The sequence below is a fragment of the Parapedobacter sp. 2B3 genome, assembly GCF_041925275.1.
In the GTDB taxonomy this organism is placed as follows: Bacteria; Bacteroidota; Bacteroidia; order Sphingobacteriales; family Sphingobacteriaceae; genus Parapedobacter; species Parapedobacter pyrenivorans_A.
Genome location: NZ_JBHEUZ010000001.1, coordinates 42,621 through 64,912 on the forward strand (window position 1 = coordinate 42,621; position 22,292 = coordinate 64,912).

Genomic DNA, 22,292 nt, shown 5'->3' on the forward strand with positions numbered 1-22,292 from the left:
GCAGTGTTTTCTAAACATATGAGCAAACTTAACGAAAATGCGCAGCATTTACACTTGCGAGCACAAAATAGCCCCTTCAATCGGCGAAAATTCGTATTGTTGCCAAATGATTTTCAACTTCAAGAAGTTATGGGGGCGGCCATATAAGGTTGGTCTTGTGCTCTCTGGGGGCGGCTTGCGCGGCATAGGCCATCTGGGGGCCATCAAAGCTCTCGAAGAGCACGGTTACCGACCTTCGATCATTTCGGGTACTAGTATGGGGGCTATCATCGGTGCTTTTTACGCCGCCGGATATACAGTGGAAGAAATGTTGCAAATTATTAAGGAAAATAACCTTTTTCCTACAACGAGTTTCCGCTTGCGCACTTCGGGTTTCGTGGACAACCGCTTCCTATCGCGATTGATACAGAAACATATTCCCCGAAACACTTTTGAATCGCTGAAAATACCGCTCTATGTATCGGCGACCAATTTCTTGTCTGGCGAAACCGCGTATTTCCATTCGGGCACATTGGATGAGGCACTGCTGGCTTCGTCTAGCGTACCATTGATGTTTTCTGCCATAAAGCATGAAAAGGCGGTCTATTATGATGGCGGCATACTCGATAACCTCCCCGTGGAACCGCTACTTGGCCAATGTAAATTCATGATCGGCGTGCACGTGAATGCACCGGATCAGCTTACGCCTGATAAGTTCACTCCCGCCAAGATACTCGACCGGGTAACCCACCTGGCTATCGGGCAATCCGTAGCCCGAAGTGCGCAACAGTGTGACCTTTTCCTGGAACCACCCGATATGCTGAAATTCAGCATGTTTGACAAGAAAGAGTTAATGAATATCTATGAACACGTATATGCGCACTCATCCCGGTTTCTAGACAAGGGTTAAGTTACCCCTATCACTTCAAAGGCGGCTGCTACGCGGCGCAAACGTGGCTATCACGTGTCAAGAGGGTGGCACACAAATGAATCGAAAATGAAAATATGGCAATACGGCCGTATGCCCATTGCAAAAAAAGCAAACCAACGCAACAATTTTTATTTTTTTCTTGACGATAACGAAAAATAACGTACATTTGGCACGTCAAACAGAGAACATGTTAACACAGAACAATGCATACTGGTTTTTTGGTTTCTTTTACTTTAGCAGTGAAAGCCGGGATTGATATGCATTCATAACGAAACAAGCTATAAATGTAGAAAAGTCCCGGCAAAAAAGCCGGGACTTTTTTTGTCCACGATAAACAGAACATGAGCGTAAAGGTAGCCATACAAGGTGTTAGAGGCTGTTTCCACGAAGAAGCTGCTTACAAGTATTTCGGTGATAACATCGAAACGGTAGAGTGTGAGTCGTTTAAAAAGACATGTGAATTGCTCAAACGGGGCGAGGTAGACTACGTAGCTATGGCTATCGAAAACTCCATTGCAGGTGGTCTACTGCCAAACCACAGCTTACTGCGCGACTACCGTTTCCCTATTGTAGGCGAGGTATACCTGCACATCAAACTGCACTTGCTGGTTACACCGAATACTACCATACAAGATATCAAGTATGTAGAATCACACCCCATTGCACTGCAGCAATGCAGCGATTACCTCGAAGAAAATCCACAGTTTAACATCATCGAGGGGGAAGATACCGCTGGCAGTGCCAAGAAAGTGAGCGAGTTGCAACTGAAGGATACCGCTGCCATTGCCAACCAACTATCAGCAAAGCTATACGGTTTGGATATCCTGGAACGGCGCATCGAAACCAATAAGAAAAACTATACCCGGTTTCTTATCCTTGCCAAAGAAGCGGCCGAAAGGCCCCATGTCAATAAAGCATCCCTATCGTTCCAGACCGGTAATGGTGTTGGGTCGCTTTCCAATGTACTACAGTGTTTCGCCGAGCAAAACATCAACCTCAGCCGGATACAGTCGATGCCCGTACTCGGCAAGCGCAACGAATACGACTTTTACGTGGACGTGGAATGGCAAAACCAGGCAGACTACGAAGCGGCTATACGCCACGTATTGAAACATACGAACAACTTCAACATCATGGGTGAATACGTGAAGAACGATAAAGTTTGAGGGGGCAGTAAGCCGTGAGCATAAACGCAAAAAACAAAAAAGCAACGAATAAAAAAACAGAAAAACAATGAAACAGACATTAGACATTGTACCCTTAAAATCGTGGATTGATACCGGCGACCTGCCATTGGTCATCGCCGGCCCATGCAGCGCCGAAACGGAAGAGCAAGTGCTCGCTACCGCACACCTGCTGGCCAATACCGGTAAAGTCAATGTACTCCGTGCAGGCATCTGGAAACCACGTACGCGCCCCGGTGAATTCGAAGGTATCGGAAGCGTTGGCCTTCAGTGGCTCCGCAAAGCGAAGGAAGAAACCGGTCTTCCGATTACCACAGAGGTGGCTACGGCCAAACACGTCGAAGAAGCGCTTGCTGCCGGGGTGGATATCCTGTGGATAGGTGCCCGCTCCACGGCCAATCCATTCACCGTACAGGAAATAGCCGATGCCCTGCAAGGTGTCGACGTGCCGGTATTAATCAAAAATCCGGTCAATCCAGACCTCTCCCTATGGCTCGGCGCCTTGGAACGTGTAAACCGGGCGGGCATCAAAAAGCTGGGCGCTATACACCGTGGCTTCTCTTCGTACGAAAAGACCGCTTTCCGCAACGAACCTATGTGGGACCTCGCGATCCAGCTGAAGACCATGGTGCCCGATCTTCCAGTCATCAACGATCCCAGCCACATCTGCGGTAACCGTGAATTGATCCCGTACATTGCACAAAAGGCACTCGATATGGATATGCAGGGGCTCATCATCGAATCGCATATCGATCCGTCCGTGGCATGGACCGACGCAAAACAACAGGTGACCCCACAAGCACTTGCCGAACTCATCACCAACCTGGTGGCCCGGCATGCGGAATCGAACGACCCGGTATTCGAAGACAAATTGGCTGGGTTTCGAAAAGAAATCGATAAACTGGACGACCAAATCATCAAAATACTGAGTGACCGGATGAAAATCGTTGAGAAAATAGGCGAATACAAGCGTGACAACAACGTGACCATCCTGCAAGTGAGCCGATGGGACGAAATCATCCATAAGCGCAGTAACGTAGCGCAGGCACTCAAGCTCGATAAAGACTTTACCGTTAAGCTACTGGAGCTGATCCACAATGAATCCATCCGTAAGCAAAATGAAATTATGAACATCACACCTGCAGCGGAGGCATAATGGCAGATCGGGCAATCGGGCTCTCCCACCCAACCAAATCGCTCGGGGGTACGGTACAGCTTACGGGCTCAAAAAGTGAAAGTAACCGGGCGCTGATCATCGAAGCGCTCGGCGGCGGCAAAGTAACGATCGAAAATCTCTCTGAGGCTGCCGATACCGTGACGCTTCGGCAGGCACTTACCGACGTAGCAACCGCCAACACGGATTCCGAAATACGGATTGATATCGGGCCCGCAGGCACAGCAATGCGGTTTCTAACCGCCTATCTGGCCATCGCCGGGGGCCGTTATCACCTCACCGGGAGCGAACGCATGAAACAGCGACCCATCGGCATGTTGGCAGACGCCCTGAAAATACTGGGGGCCGACATCCAATACGCAGGGCAATCCGGCTACCCACCACTCTCCATACAGGGCGGATTCGTTCAACGTGCCTCCGCTGTACGGATAAAAGGTGATGTGAGCAGCCAATATTTGTCGGCATTACTGCTTATTGCCAATGTACTACCCAACGGACTGGAGCTGCAGATTGAAGGTCCGCTTACCTCCCGCCCGTACCTCACCATGACGCTGGACATGCTTGCAGAAGCCGGTATCTCGCACCAATGGATGGGCGACACCATATCCATCGCTAAGCAGACGGCTAAACCTTGTCGGTTGACCATCGAGCCGGATTGGAGCGCGGCGTCTTATTGGTATGCGATGGTAGCGTTGGCCGAAAAAGCTGACCTGTTTCTACCCAACCTGAAGCGGCATAGTCTCCAAGGGGATGCGGCAATCGCATCCATCATGGCCCATTTCGGGGTGGTTTCCACGTTTGAAAACGGTGGACTCCGTATACAAAAGGCCTCTTCAGGTGCCGCCACAGAAGTAAAAGAACTTGATTTCACGGCTTGCCCCGACTTGGCCCAAACGGTGATTGTTTGCGCAGCAGCACAACGGCGTAACCTTTCGTTTACCGGCTTGCATACACTGAAAATCAAGGAAACCGACCGGGTGGCGGCATTGCAACACGAACTCGGTAAAATCGGTGTGCAGCTGGTGGAAGACGGGGCAATGTGCCATCTCCGCACCGACGGACTGTTTCGGCCAGGAAGCCTGACTATTGATACGTATGAAGATCACCGTATGGCCATGGCCTTTGCCCCACTGGCACTACTATTCGATCATATGCAGATCAATGAACCGGACGTGGTGGAAAAATCATATCCCGATTTCTGGAAACATTTGAAACAACAGGGATTTGTTATATCTTAGCCCGACCAAAAATCAGAAAGTCTGGTGTCTGGTATCTAAAAGCTAACAGCTAGTATCTAAAGAATGGCAGGGAACTCATTTGGAGATGTATTTCGTATTACCACTTTCGGCGAGTCACACGGCGAGGCTATTGGCGTCATCATTGATGGTTGCCCGGCAAACATCGCGGTCGACGAGTCGTTCATCCAATCCGAGTTGGATAAGCGCCGTCCGGGGCAGTCGAAAATCACCACACAGCGCAAAGAGAGCGATGCAGCCCAACTACTTTCCGGCGTATTCGAGGGCAAAACCACGGGTACACCGCTGGCCATGCTTATCCCCAATGAAGACCAGCGATCTAAGGACTATTCACACATCAAGGACAAATACCGGCCTTCACATGCTGACTATACCTACCAAATAAAGTACGGCATCCGCGACTACCGCGGTGGTGGGCGCTCATCTGCGCGCGAGACTGCTGCACGGGTGGCAGCAGGCGCGGTAGCGAAAAGCCTCCTTGCTCAAGCAGGTATCCGCATCTTCGCCCATGTCTCGGGTGTTGGCAAAATTGAAGCGCCAAACCTGGAACCGCTTCCAATCGACGAACTCGTGGCTATCCGCGAAAGCAACATCGTACGCTGTGCCGACCCTGCAACAGCCAATGAGATGGTCGATTTTATAGACGGTGTACGCAAAGCAGGCGATACCGTAGGGGGCCGCATAAGCGTGGTCATCCAACACGTACCCGTCGGTCTGGGCGAGCCCGTTTTCGATAAACTGCACGCCGATTTGGCAAAAGCCATGCTTAGCATCAATGCGGTTCACGGTTTCGAATACGGATCGGGGTTCGCAGGATCGGAAATGAAAGGCTCCGAGCACAACGACATCTTCGTCAACCCCGAACAGGACGCAAAGAACCTTAAAACATTGACCAACTTCTCGGGTGGTATCCAGGGGGGAATCTCCAACGGCATGGACATTACCTTCCGTGTGGCGTTCAAACCCGTCGCCACCATCATGCAAGCGCAGCCCACCGTTGACCAAACCGGTGAAACCAGCGAAATCACCGGCAAAGGTCGCCACGATCCCTGCGTGGTGCCGCGGGCGGTTATCATCGTGGAAGCAATGGCTGCGTTGGTTATGGCCGACCATTTACTCAAAAACCGGATTTATGACGCCAAATAAGCCCTTTGTAATCGCTGCGGACATCGGGGGCACGCATGTTACAGCCGCTTTGGTTGACACCAATGATTGGCAAGTGATTACGGAATCTACCGTTAGGCACTCCGTTAATTCACACGCAGATGCTAAATCGATTTTATCGGCTTGGTCTACTCCTTTCCAGGAAGTTATCCGGAACCGGCCTACAATCGTAATGCCCTCCATCGGGATTGCGATGCCGGGGCCTTTTGACTACGAAAACGGTATTTCGTATATGCGGGACCAAGACAAATACGACAATCTGTACGGAATGGACATCCGGATGGAATTGGCGGAACGTATCGGTGTGGATGGTGCAAACATCCGTTTTATCAATGATGCCGCTGCATTCTTACAGGGCGAAGTGTTTGCGGGTAAGCACAACGGCTTCCCGAAGGTGTTGGGTATCACCCTGGGAACAGGGCTAGGTACCGCCGTGTGGGAACGGGGTAGCAATGCCACGGACGCCGATCTGTGGAAGACACCCTACCTCGACAGTAATGCCGAAGAATACTTAGTGACCCGGTGGTTTGTCCGCAAAGCCGCGCAACACCACATCGGCGTAACCGGTCTAAGGGAGTTACTGGAATTGCGCAATAAGCACGCGATTATAGACGATATCTTAGCGGAATATAGCAACCACCTCCTTCATTTCATCCGCTTTTTCGGCGAAAAGGAAACGACCGATAGATTGATTATCGGTGGCAACATAGCAAAAGCCTGGGATATTTTCCGGGCATTCAACCCCATTGCCTTCGACCGTTTCAACATCCGTATAAGTCAATTGGGCGAACACGCCGCATTGATTGGGGCCGCTGCACAGTTCGCATAAATGGACGGAATAGGAACAACTTAGTCAAATAACGCCGGATACTTCTGTGGGTTCGATTCGTGCATGATGGCATACACCGCTTCGATGACGTCATCTGCCGAAGGTTTGGAGAAATAATCACCATCCGACCCATAGGGTGGGCGATGGGCCTTCGCCGTTAATGTGCGCGGTTGGCCATCGAGGTGGTAATATCCATTTTGAACCTCCAAAACCTGCTGTAGGATAAATGCGGAGGCACCTCCGGGCACATCTTCGTCCACTACCAATAACTTGTTGGTTTTGCTGAGCGACTGGGCGCAAAGGTGTTCTTCGTCAAATGGCTGCAGGGTCTGTGGGTCTACTATTTCAATGGATATCCCCAGTTTCACCAACTCAGCCGAGGCTTCCTGCACCACACGCAGCGTCGATCCGTAGGACACCACCGTCACATCCTCACCCGACCTAACTATTTCGGCTTTACCTAACGGCACGGTGAATTCACCGACATTGGCCGGCATACGTTCTTTGATCCGATAGCCATTAAGGCACTCGATGACCAACGCGGGTTCGTCAGACCGCAGCAACGTATTGTACATACCGGCAGCCTGGGTCATGTTCCGCGGCACGCATACATGGATACCCCGGAGGGAACCCAATATCATGCTCATCGGTGAGCCCGAGTGCCAAATCCCTTCCAATCGATGGCCACGCGTGCGGATAATCAGCGGTGCTTTCTGGCCGCCCTTTGTCCGGTAGCTCAGACTGGCTACGTCATCCGTCAAAACAGTGAGGCCATACACCAAATAATCGAGGTATTGGATCTCAGCAATGGGCCTCAACCCCCGCATGGCCAGTCCCATGCCCTGGCCGATGATGGCTGCCTCGCGTATGCCGGTATCGAAAATACGATGTTCTCCATACTTAGCCTGCAACCCCGCAAACCCCTGGTTTACGTCGCCTATTTTACCGACGTCCTCCCCAAATGCAACGATCCGCACATCCCGGGCAAAATTGGCATCGAAACAAGCATTGAGCACTTCGCGCCCGTCTACGGGTTTACTGTCCGGCCCATATGCTGTAGCGACAACAGGTACATGTTGCGGAGCTTCGGGGGTTTCCGAGAATAAATGGGAATTATAGCGGCCATGGTTGATTTTCTGCTTCCCGATATACCATGCCAGTAAGGCTGACTTCTCCTCGCTTTGCGTATCGCGCAATAACCGGATGGCCCGCCTCACCGTACCGTACACTTCCTTGAGCGATGGCTCAGTCAATGACTTCAGTTCATTGAGCAACATCCGGGTCGTTTCATGGGAAATCGCTGTCAGTAATCCGATTGCTTCCTCCACTTCCTTCTTCAGGGTCTTGTTGTAATCAGCCCAAGCGCGCCGCTGCTCGGCACGTACCCTATCTTTCAGGGTACGCTCTATCACCGTCAATTCATCCTCTTCGGCAATACCCGATTCAATCATCCAAGCCCGCATTTTAGCGATGCAATCGTATTCCTCTTCCCAAGCCAATCGCTCGGCAGACTTATACCGCTCATGCGAGCCGGACGAGGAATGGCCTTGCGGTTGGGTCATCTCCGTAACATGTATCAGTACAGGGATGTGCTGCTCGCGACTAATTTTAGCCGCCTGCTCATATGTCTCGCAAAGACCGGGGTAATCCCAGCCCTTCACCTTGAAAATCTCAAGACCCGCTCCTTTTTCGTCACGTTGGAATCCTTTGAGCACCTCCGATATATCCGCCTTGGTCGTTTGCACCTCATTGGACACCGAAATACCATAGCCATCGTCCCATATAGAAATCACCACCGGAATTTGCCTCACACCTGCTGTATTCACCGCCTCGAAAAACACGCCTTCGGATGTAGATGCATTGCCTACTGTACCGAATGCCACCTCATTGCCGTTATTGGAAAAGGTCGTCATTCCTCCCAGATCGGGGTTATTCCGATACATCTTTGAGGCCAAGCCGAACCCTAGTAAACGGGGCATCTGCCCACCTGTCGTCGATATGTCCGCAGCCGCATTCTTCATCAACGTCTGGTCTACCCAAAGACCTTCGGGTGTAAGCATGCGCGTAGCGAAATGGCTATTCATCTGCCGCCCGGCAGATGAGGGATCAGCTTCAACATCGGGATGCGCATACAGCTGCGAAAAGAATTGATAGACCGAAACGATTCCAGTAGCAAACATGAAGGTCTGATCGCGGTAATAACCGGAGCGCCAATCTCCAAGCTGGAATACTTTTGCCATCGCTAGCTGTGCCAACTCCTTGCCATCACCGAAAACCCCGAATTTAGCCTTCCCTGTCAACACCTCCTTCCGTCCCAATAAACTAACGGACCTACTCTCCACGGCAAGGCGATAGTCGTCGATGACAATCGATTTAAAATCATCGTAACTAAGTTTGGTGCGGGATGGATGTTCGCTTTGTTTAATATGGGTATCAGACATAATTAAATTGCGTTTGCTCCAAAAATAGAGAAAAAATATTTGTTCAAAAGCGATGTCCGCTTTTAAATTCAGTTGCTTTTGTCGGTTTTGGCAAAATTGGCCGCTTGCTACGGGTAGCATTGGCTTGCACGCAGTTGGCGCAGCGAAACCCGCCTGTATTATTCAACACAGTAGTATAACGCTTCCCAAAGGAAAAGATTGCATGGAAAGTGCTAAAATTAATTAACAGGGAGTAGGGCTGCCGGGTCGTCCGCAAACGGCGCTAACCCAACAGGGATGCTACCCGGCCGATCTGTCCGTCTTCCAATCGAACCTTAATGCCCCGCGAATGAAAGGGGGCAGACGTAAGTATATCCTTCACCACCCCCTCCGTAAGCCGACCACTACGTTGGTCCTTCTTAAGTACGATAGCAACTTCCAAGCCCGGGTAAATGTCTTTACGATATTTCCCTTCCATATCTTCACAAAATTACCGTATTGCCAATCGGGACCTGCCATCGGCAGCTCATTACTTCAACCACGAGTCATGTACCGCCACCTTGTTCCAAAATTTAGAATACTTGTCGATAGCGGCAAGGTGAATCGGATGGGTCTCATACGTATTGATGTCTTCCATGGTATCAAAGTACACCAACAAGTTGTAAGTGAAGCTATTGTCTACGACATCACGGTCATGTGTACTCGCAGCCCGTCCGTAATGGAGCGATTTGATAGTCGGAATGGCTTTCAATTCCTCAAAAAAGTTGGCAAAATCGTTGATTTCTTGTTCAGACAGCCCATCATTGAGCCAAAAAAGCACGTAATGTGCAATTACTTCTTTGTTTTCCATTTTCTCGTTCGTTTCGTCGTTTGTGTTTGCTTGATTATTCTCTTGATTTGATGTCGGTGATGCACATGCGGCCAGCATACCACTGCCTACACCCGCCAGGGCAACTGCTGCCCCCGCTCGCTTGATAAAATGACGTCTTTCCATAATTGTTGATTTGTTGTTTGCTTTTTTGCTATTTGCTTTTTTGTTGTACGCTTATTACTTATTGGCTCAATGCCCTTCGTAAAATCACTTGTTGACAATCTTTAGGATGTCATTACCGAAAACAAAGACCATGAGGGCCAGCAAGATAAAAAAGCCCGCAATCTGCGCCTTCTCGAGGAATTTGTCGCTCAACGGCTTTCCCTGGATCATTTCAACGAGTAAAAACACAACATGCCCCCCATCCAACGCCGGAATCGGCAGGAAATTCATCAGCGCCAAAGCCATGGAAAGCAGCCCTACCAAAGTCCAGAACCTCACCCAATCCACTTCAGAGCCAAACATGGTAGCGATGCGAACGGGCCCCGATATGGCCTTGTCTGCACGCAATTCCCCCGTCGCTATTTTACCTAACCCCTTCGCATTGTCAATCAGTGTTCCCCAAGCCTTCGAGGCCCCGATTGGCAGCGACTCGAAAAAGCCATAGTGGGTAGTTACGTAGGGGAAATCGGTATCTTCCCCTATGAGGAATCCAAGCGCCCCTTCCTCCGGCACCGTAGCCTGCACCGTAGCGGTGTCTCCACCACGTAACAAAACCAATTCCACTTCCTTCCCGGAGCTGCCTCCTATAATCTCCTTCACTTGATCCCAAAAGGGTGTTGCCGTCCCATTAATACTCAAAATACTGTCGCCTCGCTGAATCCCTGCCTGCTGAGCGACACTTCCTGTCACGATCGAATCGACAGCCATCGTACGTCTCCGCAGACCGACAAACTCATTTCGGTCGTAATCGGCAACGGAGTTCAGAATATCCCCCGGTACCGGTATGGACATGGTTTCCCCAGCACGTACCACCGTCAGCATCGTGTTACCCATGAGTACTTTCGAACCGATTAGATCATTGAACCGCAGAACCGGTTGACCGTCCACTTCGGTAATGCGATCGCCTGCTTGCAAGCCAATCTGTTTGCCTATCACCCCGGGCGTTATGCCGTTCACCAGCTGGGTATTATCCACATACGTTTCGCCATATTTGAACGTGAGCATCCAGAAAATAAATATACCCAAGATAATGTTCACGATGATCCCCCCCATCATCACGATGAGACGCTGCCATGCCGGTTTTGAACGAAATTCCCACGGTTGGGGTTCGCCCTGAAGCTGCTCGGTGTCCATCGATTCGTCAATCATCCCGGCAATTTTGACATAACCGCCCAATGGCAGCCAGCCAATACCATACTCGCAACCCTTATAGGTAAACTTGAAAAGCTTAACACCCCAGGCATCAAAAAACAGGTAGAATTTCTCCACCTTAATCCCAAACGCACGCGCGGCAATGAAATGGCCAAATTCGTGCAACACAATCAATATGGAAAGGCCTAATAACACCTGGCCGATCATCACCAATACACCCATTTATTCTATCTTGCTAAATAATATGCTTTTTTTTGTCTTGCTACGACCTCCGCGGCAATTTCACGGCTATGCCGATCGGTCTCCATGCAGTTACCCATCGTGGGCACCGCGATATACGTTACCCGCTGCATCACCTCTTCAATGACGTCACTCATTTGGAGAAACCCTACTTCGCCTCTCAAAAATGCAGCCACCACCACTTCATTGGAAGCATTAAGGACACAGGGCATGTTGCCCCCTATCTCCAGTGCCCGATAAGCCAATGCTAAATTACGAAACGTCTCCGTGTCGGGCCGCTCGAAAGTCAGAGCCGGGAAATCCGCGAAATTGAACCGCTTAAGTTGGTTTTGTATGCGTGCAGGGAAAGTAAGCGCATATTGGATGGGCAACTTCATATCGGGGAGCCCCAATTGTGCTTTGATACTGCCGTCTTCAAACTGCACCAATGAATGAACAATAGACTGCGGATGCACAACCACGTCAATTTGTCGCGTTTGGAGGCCAAACAGCCATTTTGCCTCAATCACTTCCAACCCCTTGTTCATCAAGGTAGCCGAGTCAATGGTAATCTTGGCACCCATCACCCAATTGGGATGCCGCAACGCTTCCTCAAAACCCACAGTGGCCAAGTACGACGAGTTTTTCCCCCGGAAAGGCCCGCCGGAAGCTGTTAGGTAAATCTTCTCAATCGGATTCTGTTGCTCGCCTACCATGCACTGAAAAATCGCCGAATGTTCCGAATCTACAGGCAATAACCGCACGCCGTGCTTCCGCACAAGATCCATCACCAATTGGCCGGCAACCACCAGCGTTTCTTTATTGGCCAATGCGACATCCTTGCCCGCCTTAATAGCCGCTACCGTGGGCCGCAACCCCGCTGACCCAACCAAAGCACTGACAACCATATCAATGCCGTCGTGCTGCACGGCCTCTTCCAGCGCCGCAGCGCCGGCCCGCACCCCAGTGGAAGTATGCGATAGCGCAGTTTTTACCTCATTGTATTTGCTTTCGTCGGCAATAACCACAGTTTTGGGGCAAAATTCCAATGCCTGCTCAATCAACAGACGGGCATTCGTAGCCGCCGTAAGCACCGATACGCCAAACCGATCGGCTTGGGCACGGACCACTTCGAGTACCTGCGTACCAACGCTACCCGTAGCACCTAAAATGGCTATTTTCTTTTTTTCCAACGTTCTATATTCTTTTTCCCACCATCACCGGCCCCCATCATCCTTCGCTGACGGACCACTACTAAATAATATGCTTCATCACTTCCGGATCGTCCCCACCGTGATAGTCAGCCATCATACTACGATAAGCCATCGCAATAACCACGCTCGACAGCGGCCCAACCAAAAAGGAGTTAACCAAACTCAACGCAGTGGATACCATCGGATAGCCCGCGTAGTTGAAATACACATACAAGAGGTGCAAAATGGCAAAAAATGCCAATATCAGCAACAATCTGGTAACATTTCCTCTCGTAAGCGCAAAACTGAGGCGAAGGGCGCGGAATGGTCGCGCTTGTTGCTCAATAATAAAAAACGGGTAAAATGCTACGCGAAGCAAGAATGCAAAGACGACGATGGCCGACACCATTCGCGCGATATTCACCATCAGCGAAACGTCGATCCCTGTGTACACCAACGGAAAAGCCAACGTCGAAATGACGAGATAAAACAATAGTGCAAACAGGGCAATACTTAACATCCCGGCAAAAAAATAACGCAATTCCCGTGCGCTGGGTATCGTGTCAATCAAGCCGATCTTCTCTTTTTTGTCGGCCAACGCGAGGATATATTTAAACAATGTAAGCTGCGTACCGAAATACAGAATAACGAAGAGCAAGGCCATGAAAACACTCAGGAACGTATTCACCTCACTGAAATAGAACGCCAATATGCCGGACGTATTGGATGTCAGGAATAAGAGGAAACAGAGCCCCGCGATGGAAAAATAGTGATTCCTCAGCAAGTCCCAAGACCGTGAGATCACCTCATTCACGGCAAACGTACTGGCTTTCAAAAATTGAATCATCGACATCCGAACACGGCTATTACACCTAAAAAAAATCCCGACAACGTCGGGACAATTTGGTGGAGGATACCGGATTCGAACCGGTGACCTCTTGCATGCCATGCAAGCGCTCTAGCCAGCTGAGCTAAACCCCCGTTTTATGGATTGCAAACATAGATAAAATAGATTTCACTTGCAAGCGGCAAAACAAAATTTAACGCCTTAGCTATTGGCCTTCACAAAAAACCATGGGAACAGTGAAATACCCAGTACAGGGTATTTCAGGCGCAGGCCGCATTTGATATATTTGCCTATCATTAACCCACTGTCATCCTTTGTAATAAATGCACGTACTTAAAATCTGCGTTTTCCCGGTTCTCCTGCTATTCGTTAGGGGGCACCTATTAGCAACCGAAAGTACCGCTAGTCCCGACTCGCTCACAGTGATGCATATTGCACAAGAAGAAGGGTTGTCACAGCTAGGCGCGCTCGCAATGGATTTTGACCGTAATGGCTACCTGTGGGTTGGCACTGAAAACGGTCTCAACCGCTTCAATGGCTACCAGATGCAGGTCTACAAGGTGAATGATAAACCCGGAGGGTTGCCCGATGACCATATACGGTCCATGTATTACGCCAACGATACGCTTTGGCTGGCCACCAATACGCATTCCGTCGTGGCTTACCTGATGGCTCAAGACCGATTCATCGATTTCAGGGAACAAATGGACACCGACCAACATTCATTCGTCAAATTCAGTTCCGTATTATACCCCGCTCCGGGGAACCTATTGATTGCGGGAACCATCGGTAACTGCCTGATAATTGACCGGAACACGCTAAAGATAGCGGTATTGCCGATTCCCGGTGCGGCCAACAATGAGGTCATATCGATGATCGATTTCGATGACGGGCAATACCTGGTCGGCACCAATGCCGGCGGTGTGTATCAATTAGACATCCGCCATCGTTCCATACAGCTTTTGCCAGCACTCACCTCCCTAAAAAACACCTTGGTCAATGCATTCTTCAAACTAGCGCCCGATCGGATACTCATCGGTGCAGACGACGGTCTATATGAGTACAATCCCCGAAAAGGCCATTACCGCAAAATCGACGATAAAGGGGTAAAAAGCCTGAACCGATGGGATGACCATACCCTTATCGTCGGTGGTTTTAATGAAACCCATTTTGTCCGCAACGGCAATGAATGGCAGAAGGTCGACTTCTTCGATGATGATGGCGGAGAGTTACAGGCTACCATCGTAAATATTAAGAGGGACCCATTGGGCGGCATGTGGTTGGGTACAGCCGGACGTGGGGTTTTCTATTACCACCCGCATCAGCGAAAATTCGTTCCTTCACGAATTACCGTAGCCAATTCGCCCAAAAAGGACTTTATAAGTATCTTCCATTTCCTCCGGGACGGAAACGATTTGTGGATGGCGACAGACATCGGATTTGTCCGCCATGATCTGGAAAAAGGCGACTATAAACTGTACCGGACCGACCTACTTGAATATGCGTTGGCGAAAGACGCAAACCAAACGATCTGGGCGGGGGGGTTCGGACAGGGCCTCCTGAAATACAACCGAAAAGAGGACCGTTTTGATACGATACCGCTACCTTTTGCCGACAAAGACATCATCCAACTAACGCCCGTTTCGCCCGACACCATTTGGGTCCATACCTGGTCCAGTGGTATTTATGCCCTCAACGTACATGACTATGGAATCACCCCCCGCGACATACATGGCCAACAACTCGTACGCTCGCGAACAAGTTTCATCGATTCGTCGGGAGCTGTCTGGATCGGGAGTGACGAAGGTCTCTACCGCATCCGTGGCAACCAATCCGATTACTATGACTCACTGTCCAATGAAAGGGTATTTGCCATCACCGAAGATCCGGCGCACAACATCTGGGTCGGTACGGCCAAGGGGCTGAACTGTATTGACACCCAGACAGGGCACATCACAGCATACACCCAACAGGCAGGACTGCCCAACGACTTCATTTATAGCGTGGCGTCCGACCGGCGGGGCAACATCTGGGTATCCACCAATTTTGGCATCGCGGTGTTAGACCATGCGCACCGCACATTCAAAAATTACACGGAGGATGACGGGCTGCAGAACAATGAATTCAATGGGAAAGCCGGATACGCCGACTCGTTGGGGTACTTCTATTTCGGGGGCATGAACGGCTTCAATATTTTCCATCCGGATAGTGTGTACGTAAATCAGCAAGTAGGCAAAACCTTGATCGAAGACGTCCAATTGTTTGGTATGTCACTGCAAAAAAACATTCCGTACACCGATACACTGGTTTTCTCGTACAACGAGAATGTGATCACATTCGATTTTGCCAGTCTCAACTACCTGTGGGCAAAGAAAAACCGTTATCAATTCATGCTCAAAGGGTTTGACAAAACATGGCGGCCCATTACGCAAAACCGTTCCACTACGTATACGAACCTCGACCCCGGCACATACACCTTTACCGTGATGGGGAGCAACAATGAGCTCATCTGGGGCGATACCGATACCATCACCATTATCATCCAATCGCCGTGGTATGCCTCGACCGGGTTCCGGCTCGCCGCCAGTGCCTTGCTCGCACTGGCTATTACGGGTACCTTCGTTTACAAAAACTACCAGCAGAAAAAGATAAACTTCCGGCTATCCACCATGGTCAGTGAGCGGACCGAGGAGCTTCGCCAAACCAACAGCGCCCTCAATGCTTCCCTAGAAACGACACAGCAGCAAAAGGAAAACATCGGCTTCCTCATGCAGGAACTTAACCACCGGGTAAAAAACAACCTGCAGCTAATAACCAGCCTGATTGACATCCAAAGTTTTGAAATTGAAGATGCCGACATCCAAGACAAACTCCGGATTCTACAATCTAGGGTGTTTACGGTATCCAAAATCCATGATATCCTCAATCAAAAAGATGCCGGAAACAACATCCGTACCGACCGCTTCATCTGCGATTTGGCAAAAGACCTCGTCGTATTTTCGGGGCTCTCCATAGGCCTCGAAGTAGATGTCGAACCCATCTATTTCCCGGTTAATAAATTGACACACCTAGGTCTCATCCTGAATGAATTGGTCACCAACTCCATCAAACACGCCTTCGAAGGGCATCAGGGTACTAAACGGATCCAGATTTCCCTCCAAGAAGAAAGCGATTGCCTGAAGTTCATTTACCGCGACAATGGCAAGGGGTTCAATATCACCGACCTGAATCCGGGAACAAAAAAAGGGGTCAACCTTATCAAGAACCTCGCCCGTGAACTCAAAGGCACCATTGAGCTGCGAAACCAGTCGGGGGCGGTGTTTATATGTCACCTTCCCAAAACGAATGTCGTATGAAAAAGAAAGTACTGATCCTAGAGGACGAGATCATCATTGCCAACAGTATCCAGCTCCACCTTGAGCATAATGGCTACGATGCGGAGATTGCTACCGATCCGGAAACGGCCGAAACATTATTCGGGGAGCATCCTTTCGATATTATTCTCTGCGATATCAACCTCAATCACGAAACAGACGGCATCAGGTTTGTTGAAAACATTATACAAGGCGCCGTACCCGTTGTCTTTTTAACGGCCTATACGGACCTCGGCATCTTAAAAAGAGCGGAATTGACCTGTCCATATGCTTACTTAATCAAGCCATTCAACAAAGACCAGTTGTTGGTCACACTGAACCTCTCGCTCGTACATGCGCGGAAGAAATTTCTCCATTCCGACCAGCATCCCGCCAACCTGTCCGATCATATCGAACTGACAAGCCGGGAACTGGAAATACTGAAACTACTGGCCCAAAGCAAAACAACCGATGAAATTTCCGGCGCACTGTTCATCAGTCCGCTGACCGTGGCCACACACCGGAAAAACATCCTTCGCAAGACCCAGGCCCGCAGCTTGATCGAGCTGATTTCGATGGCCGTGGAAAAGAGTTGGATTTGACCCCTACTGCCTCAGTGCTTCGGGCACTGGCTTTTCCAACAAATATTGGTAGTAAAAACGGTAACGCTCCTTCCTGTCGTAGTTAGATTTCTCGCGTGAAAAACCATGCCGGCTACCCGGATAAATCATCAACTCGAAATGCCTGTCCCGATCCGTTAATGCATCCACCAGTTGAATGGTATTCTGCATGTGCACATTATCATCCATATCGCCATGTAAAATGCGCAGTACCCCTTTGTACTGGTCGGCATACGTCAACACCGAGCCCTGCTTATACCCTTCGGGGTTATCCTGGGGCGTATCCATATACCGCTCGGTATAATGCGTATCGTATAGCTCCCAGCTGGTTACCGGTGCCCCGGCAATACCGTAGTCAAAATAATCGGCACCTTTCGTTAGTGCCAAACAGGTCATGTAGCCGCCGTAGCTGTGGCCCGTAATGAGCAATTTATCTTTCGCTACCCAAGGTTTGCTTTTCAGCCACTTGGCCGCCGTGATGTAATCCACCATCTCCCAATGACCGAGGTTGCGGTGCATCAGCGCCACCCCCTCTTTGCCAAAATGTCCGGAGCCCCGGTGGTCTACGCTAATCTGGATGATGCCTTCATTAGCCCAGTGCTGGTTTGCTGTACCTTTCCAAGTGTTCCGAACGGAACCCGCATCGGGGCCACCGTAGATACTGAAAATCACCGGATGGGGCTCGGTCTCATCAAAATCCGTCGGCCATGTTATGGTAGCCGGCAGTGCGTAGCCATCCGGCGTAGGGATCGTAATCAGCTCGGTTTTGGCGTAAATATAGTCATCAAAATCGTCGGCTTTACTATCCGCCAATTCTTTGATGAGCTTTCCTTTATTGTCCAATAGCGCTGTCCGTGGAGGTGTGCTTACATTAGAATACGTCGTGATGAAATAGTTTCCATCCGGCGATACCGCCACTTGGTGGGTATAGTCGCCAAACGTGAGCCGTCGCAGGTTCTTTCCATCGTAATCAACGCGGTACAGATCCACCGTGGCCGAATGCTCCTTGCGAGCCGTGAAATAGATGGTCTTCTTTTTTTCGTCAACCAGCTCCAACGAGGAAACCTGCCACTTCCCTTCGGTAATCGGATTCACAAGTGTGCCATCTAGCCTATACAAGTAATAATGCGCCCAACCGGTCTTGTCGCTCTTCAAGATGTAGTGCTTGTTGTCTTTCAGGTAGGTGATACGCTCGTCGTGGCTGAGGTCTATCCACGCTTCTTGGCGTTCGTCGTAAATCTCCTTCTTCGCTCCGGTCTTAGGGCTTACCTGGTAGAATTTGAGGTTCGTCTGATCGCGGTTCATCCATTGCACCATCAAATTGCCGCTATCGAAGCTCCAGTAAGGCTGGCCGAAATACTGGTCATCTTCCGTGTTGAAATCGGCCCAAACCACGGGACCGCCCGCTACGGGCACGAAACCTACTTTCACTTCGGGATTCGGATCTCCCGCTTTCGGATAACGGGTTTGCTCCACGTAACCATGTTGGCCGGTAGACCCATATATCGGGAACATGGGCACCTGCGTATCATCGAACCGCATGAAGGCCAATGTTTTGCTATCCGGTGCCCACCAGAAAGCCCGATAGCGCGAAGCGCGTCCCAAAATCTCTTCAAAGTATACCCATGATGCCCAGCCGTTGTAAATAACATCGGTAGCGTCGGTCGTATACCGTACCTCGCGCCCATCAGATACATTCACTGCATACAAATCATTGTTTCGGGTAAAAGCGACGTACTGGTTGTCTGGCGACAATGTGGGGTTCTTTTCTTCCACCGTTGGCGATTGCGTAAGCTGCCGCGGCGCATCAGTACCTTGCCGGATGAAAACATCGTTGTTTTCAACAAAAACTTCTACATCACTCGTCGGAGGCGGGGTATACGCACTACGTTCCCCCGTTTTAACGTGCACTTGGTAACGTTGCTTGGTTTGCACATCGTACTCAATGTAATGTTGCGCATCTGCCCAACCTTGTACGTGATTGATGGATTTGGTCAGCGATGCCTTCTGCCCTAGCGACTGCTGCAGATCCAGGCGCTTGGTTTGGGCCTCCACACTGTAAATAAACAGCAAAAAGGCACCTGCAATAACGGATGTTCTATTCATATTCATATGTGTAAAATTTGGTCATTTCCCAATCATCAAACCACCACATTCACAATCCGGCCTTTCACGTAAATCACTTTCTTCACGGGCTTCCCATCCAAATAACGCAGCACATCCTCGTTGGCCAGTACCGTCTTCTCTACGTCCGATTGCTCCAAGTCGAGCGACAGCGTCAGGTTCAAACGCGTTTTTCCGTTGACCGAGACCGGATACGAAAATTCGTTTTCAACCAGGTATTCCGGATTGAACGTTGGATAGGTGGCATAGGATAGGGTGCCGGGTTCGTTACCAAGCAAAGTCCACAACTCTTCGGTAACATGTGGCGCATAGGGTTGCAGTACAATACAAAGTTCCTGCACGATCGCACGCTTGTTGCATTTCAGGTCGGTCAGTTCATTCACACAGATCATAAAGGACGAGACCGAGGTATTGAACGAAAAACGCTCAATATCGTCTTCCACCTTTTTAATGATCTTATGCAGGGCTTTCCATTCGGCCTTTTCAGGTTCCTCATCGCTGACCTCATAATTTCCGTCCGCATCGTGAAACAATTTCCAGAACTTACGGAGGAACTTATAAACCCCCTCGATCCCGTTGGTATTCCAAGGCTTACTTTGCTCCAGTGGTCCAAGGAACATCTCATACATCCGCAAGGTGTCTGCGCCGTATTGCTCAATGATGTCATCCGGATTCACCACGTTATACTTGGATTTCGACATCTTTTCCACCTCGTGGCCACAGATGTATCTCCCCCCTTCAAGAATAAATTCAGCGTCGGCGAAGTCTGGCCGGAACTGCCGGAATTTATCCAAATCAAGCACATCGTTATTCACGATGCTCACGTCGACATGCAGGTCTATCGTTTGGTATGCGTCTTTCAATCCATAAGAAACAAAGGTGTTTGTACCCTTCCCGTCTTTATCAAGCACACGGTACACAAAGCTACTCCGCCCTTGGATCATCCCTTGGTTAATCAGCTTCTTGAACGGTTCCTCTTCGGGCACATGCCCCATATCTTTAAGAAACTTATTCCAGAAACGGCTGTATAGCAGGTGCCCGGTAGCATGTTCAGACCCACCGATATACAAATCCACATCCCGCCAGTAATCCACGGCGGCATTCGATGCAAACGCTTGGTCATTGGCCGCATCCATATAACGGTACCAATACCAACTGGAGCCCGCCCAACCCGGCATCGTGCTTAATTCGTAGGTATAGGCACCTCTATATTTCCAGTCTTTCGCACGGCCCAATGGCGGCTCACCGGTTTCTGTCGGCAAGTATTTATCCACTTCGGGCAATAACAACGGTAATTCATCCGTATCAATTAACTGTGGTAGCCCGGCCTCGAAATAAACCGGTACTGGTTCACCCCAATACCGCTGCCTACCGAACACCGCATCGCGCATCCGATAGGTTACCGTGGCCTCGCCCGCTCCGATGGATTGGAGTTTGGCAATCAGCGTTTCCACGGCTTCATGATAGGTCATCCCATTGATAATACCTGAATTGATGTAACGGCCTTCTTTGGTTGGGTCCGCCTGTTCATCCAGTTGCTGTGCATCAGAAATGGGGATAATGGGCAAATCGAAATGGGTGGAAAACCGGTAATCGCGTTGGTCGCCCGATGGCACTGCCATTACGGCCCCGGTACCATAGCCCGCCAACACATAATCGGCAATCCATATTGGCACCTGTTGCCCTGTAAGCGGATGCGCTGCATAACTACCCGTAAATGCGCCCGATACCGACCGGGCATCGGCCATCCGATCGAGTTCGGACTTCTTTTTCGTCTGCGCAATATAATTGGCTATCCCCACCCGCTGTGCTTCAGTGGTCAGTTGCCCAACCCACTCGTGCTCCGGAGCCAGTACCAATGCATTTACGCCATAAATGGTGTCTACCCGCGTTGTGAATACCTCGATAGCCTTATCCGCACCCAACGCCGGAACCGGGAACCGCACGTTTGCCCCTACACTTTTACCAATCCAGTTACGCTGCATTTCAACCAACGGCTCCGGCCAGTCGATGGTTTCCAGTCCGCTGAGTAACCGCTCTGCGTACGCGGTGATACGCATGCTCCATTGCATCATTTTCTTTTGTTCCACCGGATAGCCGCCCCGCTCGGAGACGCCGTTGATCACTTCATCGTTGGCCAACACGGTACCCAGCGCCGCACACCAGTTTACCGTACTCTCACGCAGATAAGCCAGCCGATATTTCAACAGTTCACGCTGCTGCTCGTCTGGTGTAAATGCGTTCCACTCATCCGCATTAAACGAACGGACGTCATCATCGCAAACCGCGCTCACTCCTTCAGATCCCTGCGCTTCGAACTGCGCCACCAGCCGATCGATGGGTTCTGCGCGATCAGCTGCTTTATTATACCATGCGCTGAAAAGTTGCGTGAATATCCACTGGGTCCATCGGTAATAAGATGGATCGCTGGTACGCACCTCCCGGCTCCAATCGAATGAAAAACCAATGTTATCCAACTGCTCCCGATAGCGTTTGATATTGGCCGCAGTTGTAACCGCCGGATGCTGGCCGGTTTGGATGGCATATTGTTCGGCCGGAAGGCCAAACGAATCGTACCCCATGGGGTGCAATACGTTATAACCTTTCAACCGCTTATAACGTGCAAAGATATCAGACGCGATGTACCCCAACGGGTGCCCAACATGCAAGCCGGCACCGGATGGATAAGGAAACATGTCCAACACATAATATTTCGGCTTTTCAGACGTATTATCTACACGGAATGTTTGGTGGTCCGCCCAAAATTTCTGCCACTTTTTCTCAATCGCACGATGATGATAATCCATTAATCTC

The 22,292-nt window shown here is 50.1% G+C and carries 16 protein-coding genes and 1 tRNA gene; 8 read left to right on the forward strand and 9 right to left on the reverse strand.

All coding sequences use genetic code 11. The features are described 5' to 3' along the window. The first annotated feature begins 106 nt into the window (after positions 1-106). The 6 genes from ACEVG1_RS00145 (at position 107) to ACEVG1_RS00170 (ending at position 6,517) form a co-directional block, all read left to right on the forward strand. A complete protein-coding gene (locus ACEVG1_RS00145) occupies positions 107-889 on the forward strand; it encodes a patatin-like phospholipase family protein (protein ID WP_374741484.1) in 783 nt (260 codons plus the stop codon). Positions 890-1,251: 362 nt separating this feature from the next. Beyond that, positions 1,252-2,076 (forward strand): prephenate dehydratase, encoded by an 825-nt coding sequence (locus ACEVG1_RS00150; RefSeq protein ID WP_374741485.1) that lies wholly within the window; start codon positions 1,252-1,254, stop codon positions 2,074-2,076. A gap of 67 nt (positions 2,077-2,143) precedes the next feature. Continuing rightward, the gene (locus tag ACEVG1_RS00155) at positions 2,144-3,250 is read left to right on the forward strand and encodes a chorismate mutase (protein ID WP_374741486.1); all 1,107 of its coding nucleotides are present in this window, start codon (positions 2,144-2,146) and stop codon (positions 3,248-3,250) included. Beyond that, complete coding sequence (aroA, locus tag ACEVG1_RS00160) at positions 3,250-4,506, forward strand: 3-phosphoshikimate 1-carboxyvinyltransferase (protein ID WP_374741487.1); 1,257 nt, start codon at positions 3,250-3,252, stop codon at positions 4,504-4,506. Before ACEVG1_RS00155 ends, aroA begins: the two co-directional genes overlap by 1 nt. A 63-nt stretch (positions 4,507-4,569) precedes the next feature. Next, positions 4,570-5,670 (forward strand): chorismate synthase, encoded by a 1,101-nt coding sequence (aroC, locus tag ACEVG1_RS00165; protein ID WP_374741488.1) that lies wholly within the window; start codon positions 4,570-4,572, stop codon positions 5,668-5,670. Next, on the forward strand, positions 5,657-6,517 hold the full coding sequence (locus tag ACEVG1_RS00170) for an ROK family protein (RefSeq protein ID WP_374741489.1): 861 nt from the start codon (positions 5,657-5,659) through the stop codon (positions 6,515-6,517). The genes aroC and ACEVG1_RS00170 overlap by 14 nt, the downstream gene beginning before the upstream one ends. 20 nt (positions 6,518-6,537) lie before the next feature. Here the strand turns inward: ACEVG1_RS00170 and ACEVG1_RS00175 are convergent, their stop codons facing one another. The 7 genes from ACEVG1_RS00175 to ACEVG1_RS00205 form a co-directional block, all read right to left on the reverse strand. Next, complete coding sequence (locus ACEVG1_RS00175) at positions 6,538-8,958, reverse strand: thiamine pyrophosphate-dependent enzyme (protein WP_374741490.1); 2,421 nt, start codon at positions 8,956-8,958, stop codon at positions 6,538-6,540. 262 nt (positions 8,959-9,220) lie between these two features. Then, complete coding sequence (locus tag ACEVG1_RS00180) at positions 9,221-9,415, reverse strand: YwbE family protein (RefSeq protein ID WP_374741492.1); 195 nt, start codon at positions 9,413-9,415, stop codon at positions 9,221-9,223. A 51-nt stretch (positions 9,416-9,466) separates the two neighbouring features. Continuing rightward, positions 9,467-9,931, reverse strand: coding sequence for a Dabb family protein (locus ACEVG1_RS00185; RefSeq protein WP_374741493.1), 465 nt, complete (start codon positions 9,929-9,931; stop codon positions 9,467-9,469). An 84-nt stretch (positions 9,932-10,015) separates the two neighbouring features. After that, positions 10,016-11,344 carry an RIP metalloprotease RseP gene (gene rseP / locus ACEVG1_RS00190; RefSeq protein ID WP_374741494.1) on the reverse strand — a complete coding sequence of 443 codons (1,329 nt, stop codon included), beginning with the start codon at positions 11,342-11,344 and terminating at the stop codon, positions 10,016-10,018. A gap of 5 nt (positions 11,345-11,349) precedes the next feature. Next, positions 11,350-12,534 (reverse strand): 1-deoxy-D-xylulose-5-phosphate reductoisomerase, encoded by a 1,185-nt coding sequence (locus ACEVG1_RS00195; protein ID WP_374741495.1) that lies wholly within the window; start codon positions 12,532-12,534, stop codon positions 11,350-11,352. A 61-nt stretch (positions 12,535-12,595) separates the two neighbouring features. After that, positions 12,596-13,381, reverse strand: coding sequence for a beta-carotene 15,15'-monooxygenase (locus ACEVG1_RS00200; protein WP_374741496.1), 786 nt, complete (start codon positions 13,379-13,381; stop codon positions 12,596-12,598). Positions 13,382-13,438: 57 nt separating this feature from the next. After that, a tRNA-Ala gene (locus ACEVG1_RS00205) sits at positions 13,439-13,515 on the reverse strand. 189 nt (positions 13,516-13,704) lie between these two features. Between ACEVG1_RS00205 and ACEVG1_RS00210 the strand changes: the two genes are divergently transcribed. Together ACEVG1_RS00210 and ACEVG1_RS00215 are read left to right on the forward strand one after the other, a co-directional pair. Further along, entirely contained in the window at positions 13,705-16,737 is a 3,033-nt protein-coding gene (locus tag ACEVG1_RS00210; protein ID WP_374741498.1) for a two-component regulator propeller domain-containing protein, read from the forward strand. Continuing rightward, positions 16,734-17,336 (forward strand): DNA-binding response regulator, encoded by a 603-nt coding sequence (locus ACEVG1_RS00215; protein WP_374741499.1) that lies wholly within the window; start codon positions 16,734-16,736, stop codon positions 17,334-17,336. The genes ACEVG1_RS00210 and ACEVG1_RS00215 overlap by 4 nt, the downstream gene beginning before the upstream one ends. 3 nt (positions 17,337-17,339) lie before the next feature. Here ACEVG1_RS00215 and ACEVG1_RS00220 read toward each other — a convergent pair whose 3' ends face one another. Together ACEVG1_RS00220 and leuS are read right to left on the reverse strand one after the other, a co-directional pair. Then, entirely contained in the window at positions 17,340-19,460 is a 2,121-nt protein-coding gene (locus tag ACEVG1_RS00220) for a DPP IV N-terminal domain-containing protein (protein ID WP_374741500.1), read from the reverse strand. 35 nt (positions 19,461-19,495) lie between these two features. Beyond that, positions 19,496-22,285, reverse strand: coding sequence for a leucine--tRNA ligase (gene leuS / locus ACEVG1_RS00225; protein ID WP_374741501.1), 2,790 nt, complete (start codon positions 22,283-22,285; stop codon positions 19,496-19,498). Positions 22,286-22,292: the final 7 nt, after the last annotated feature.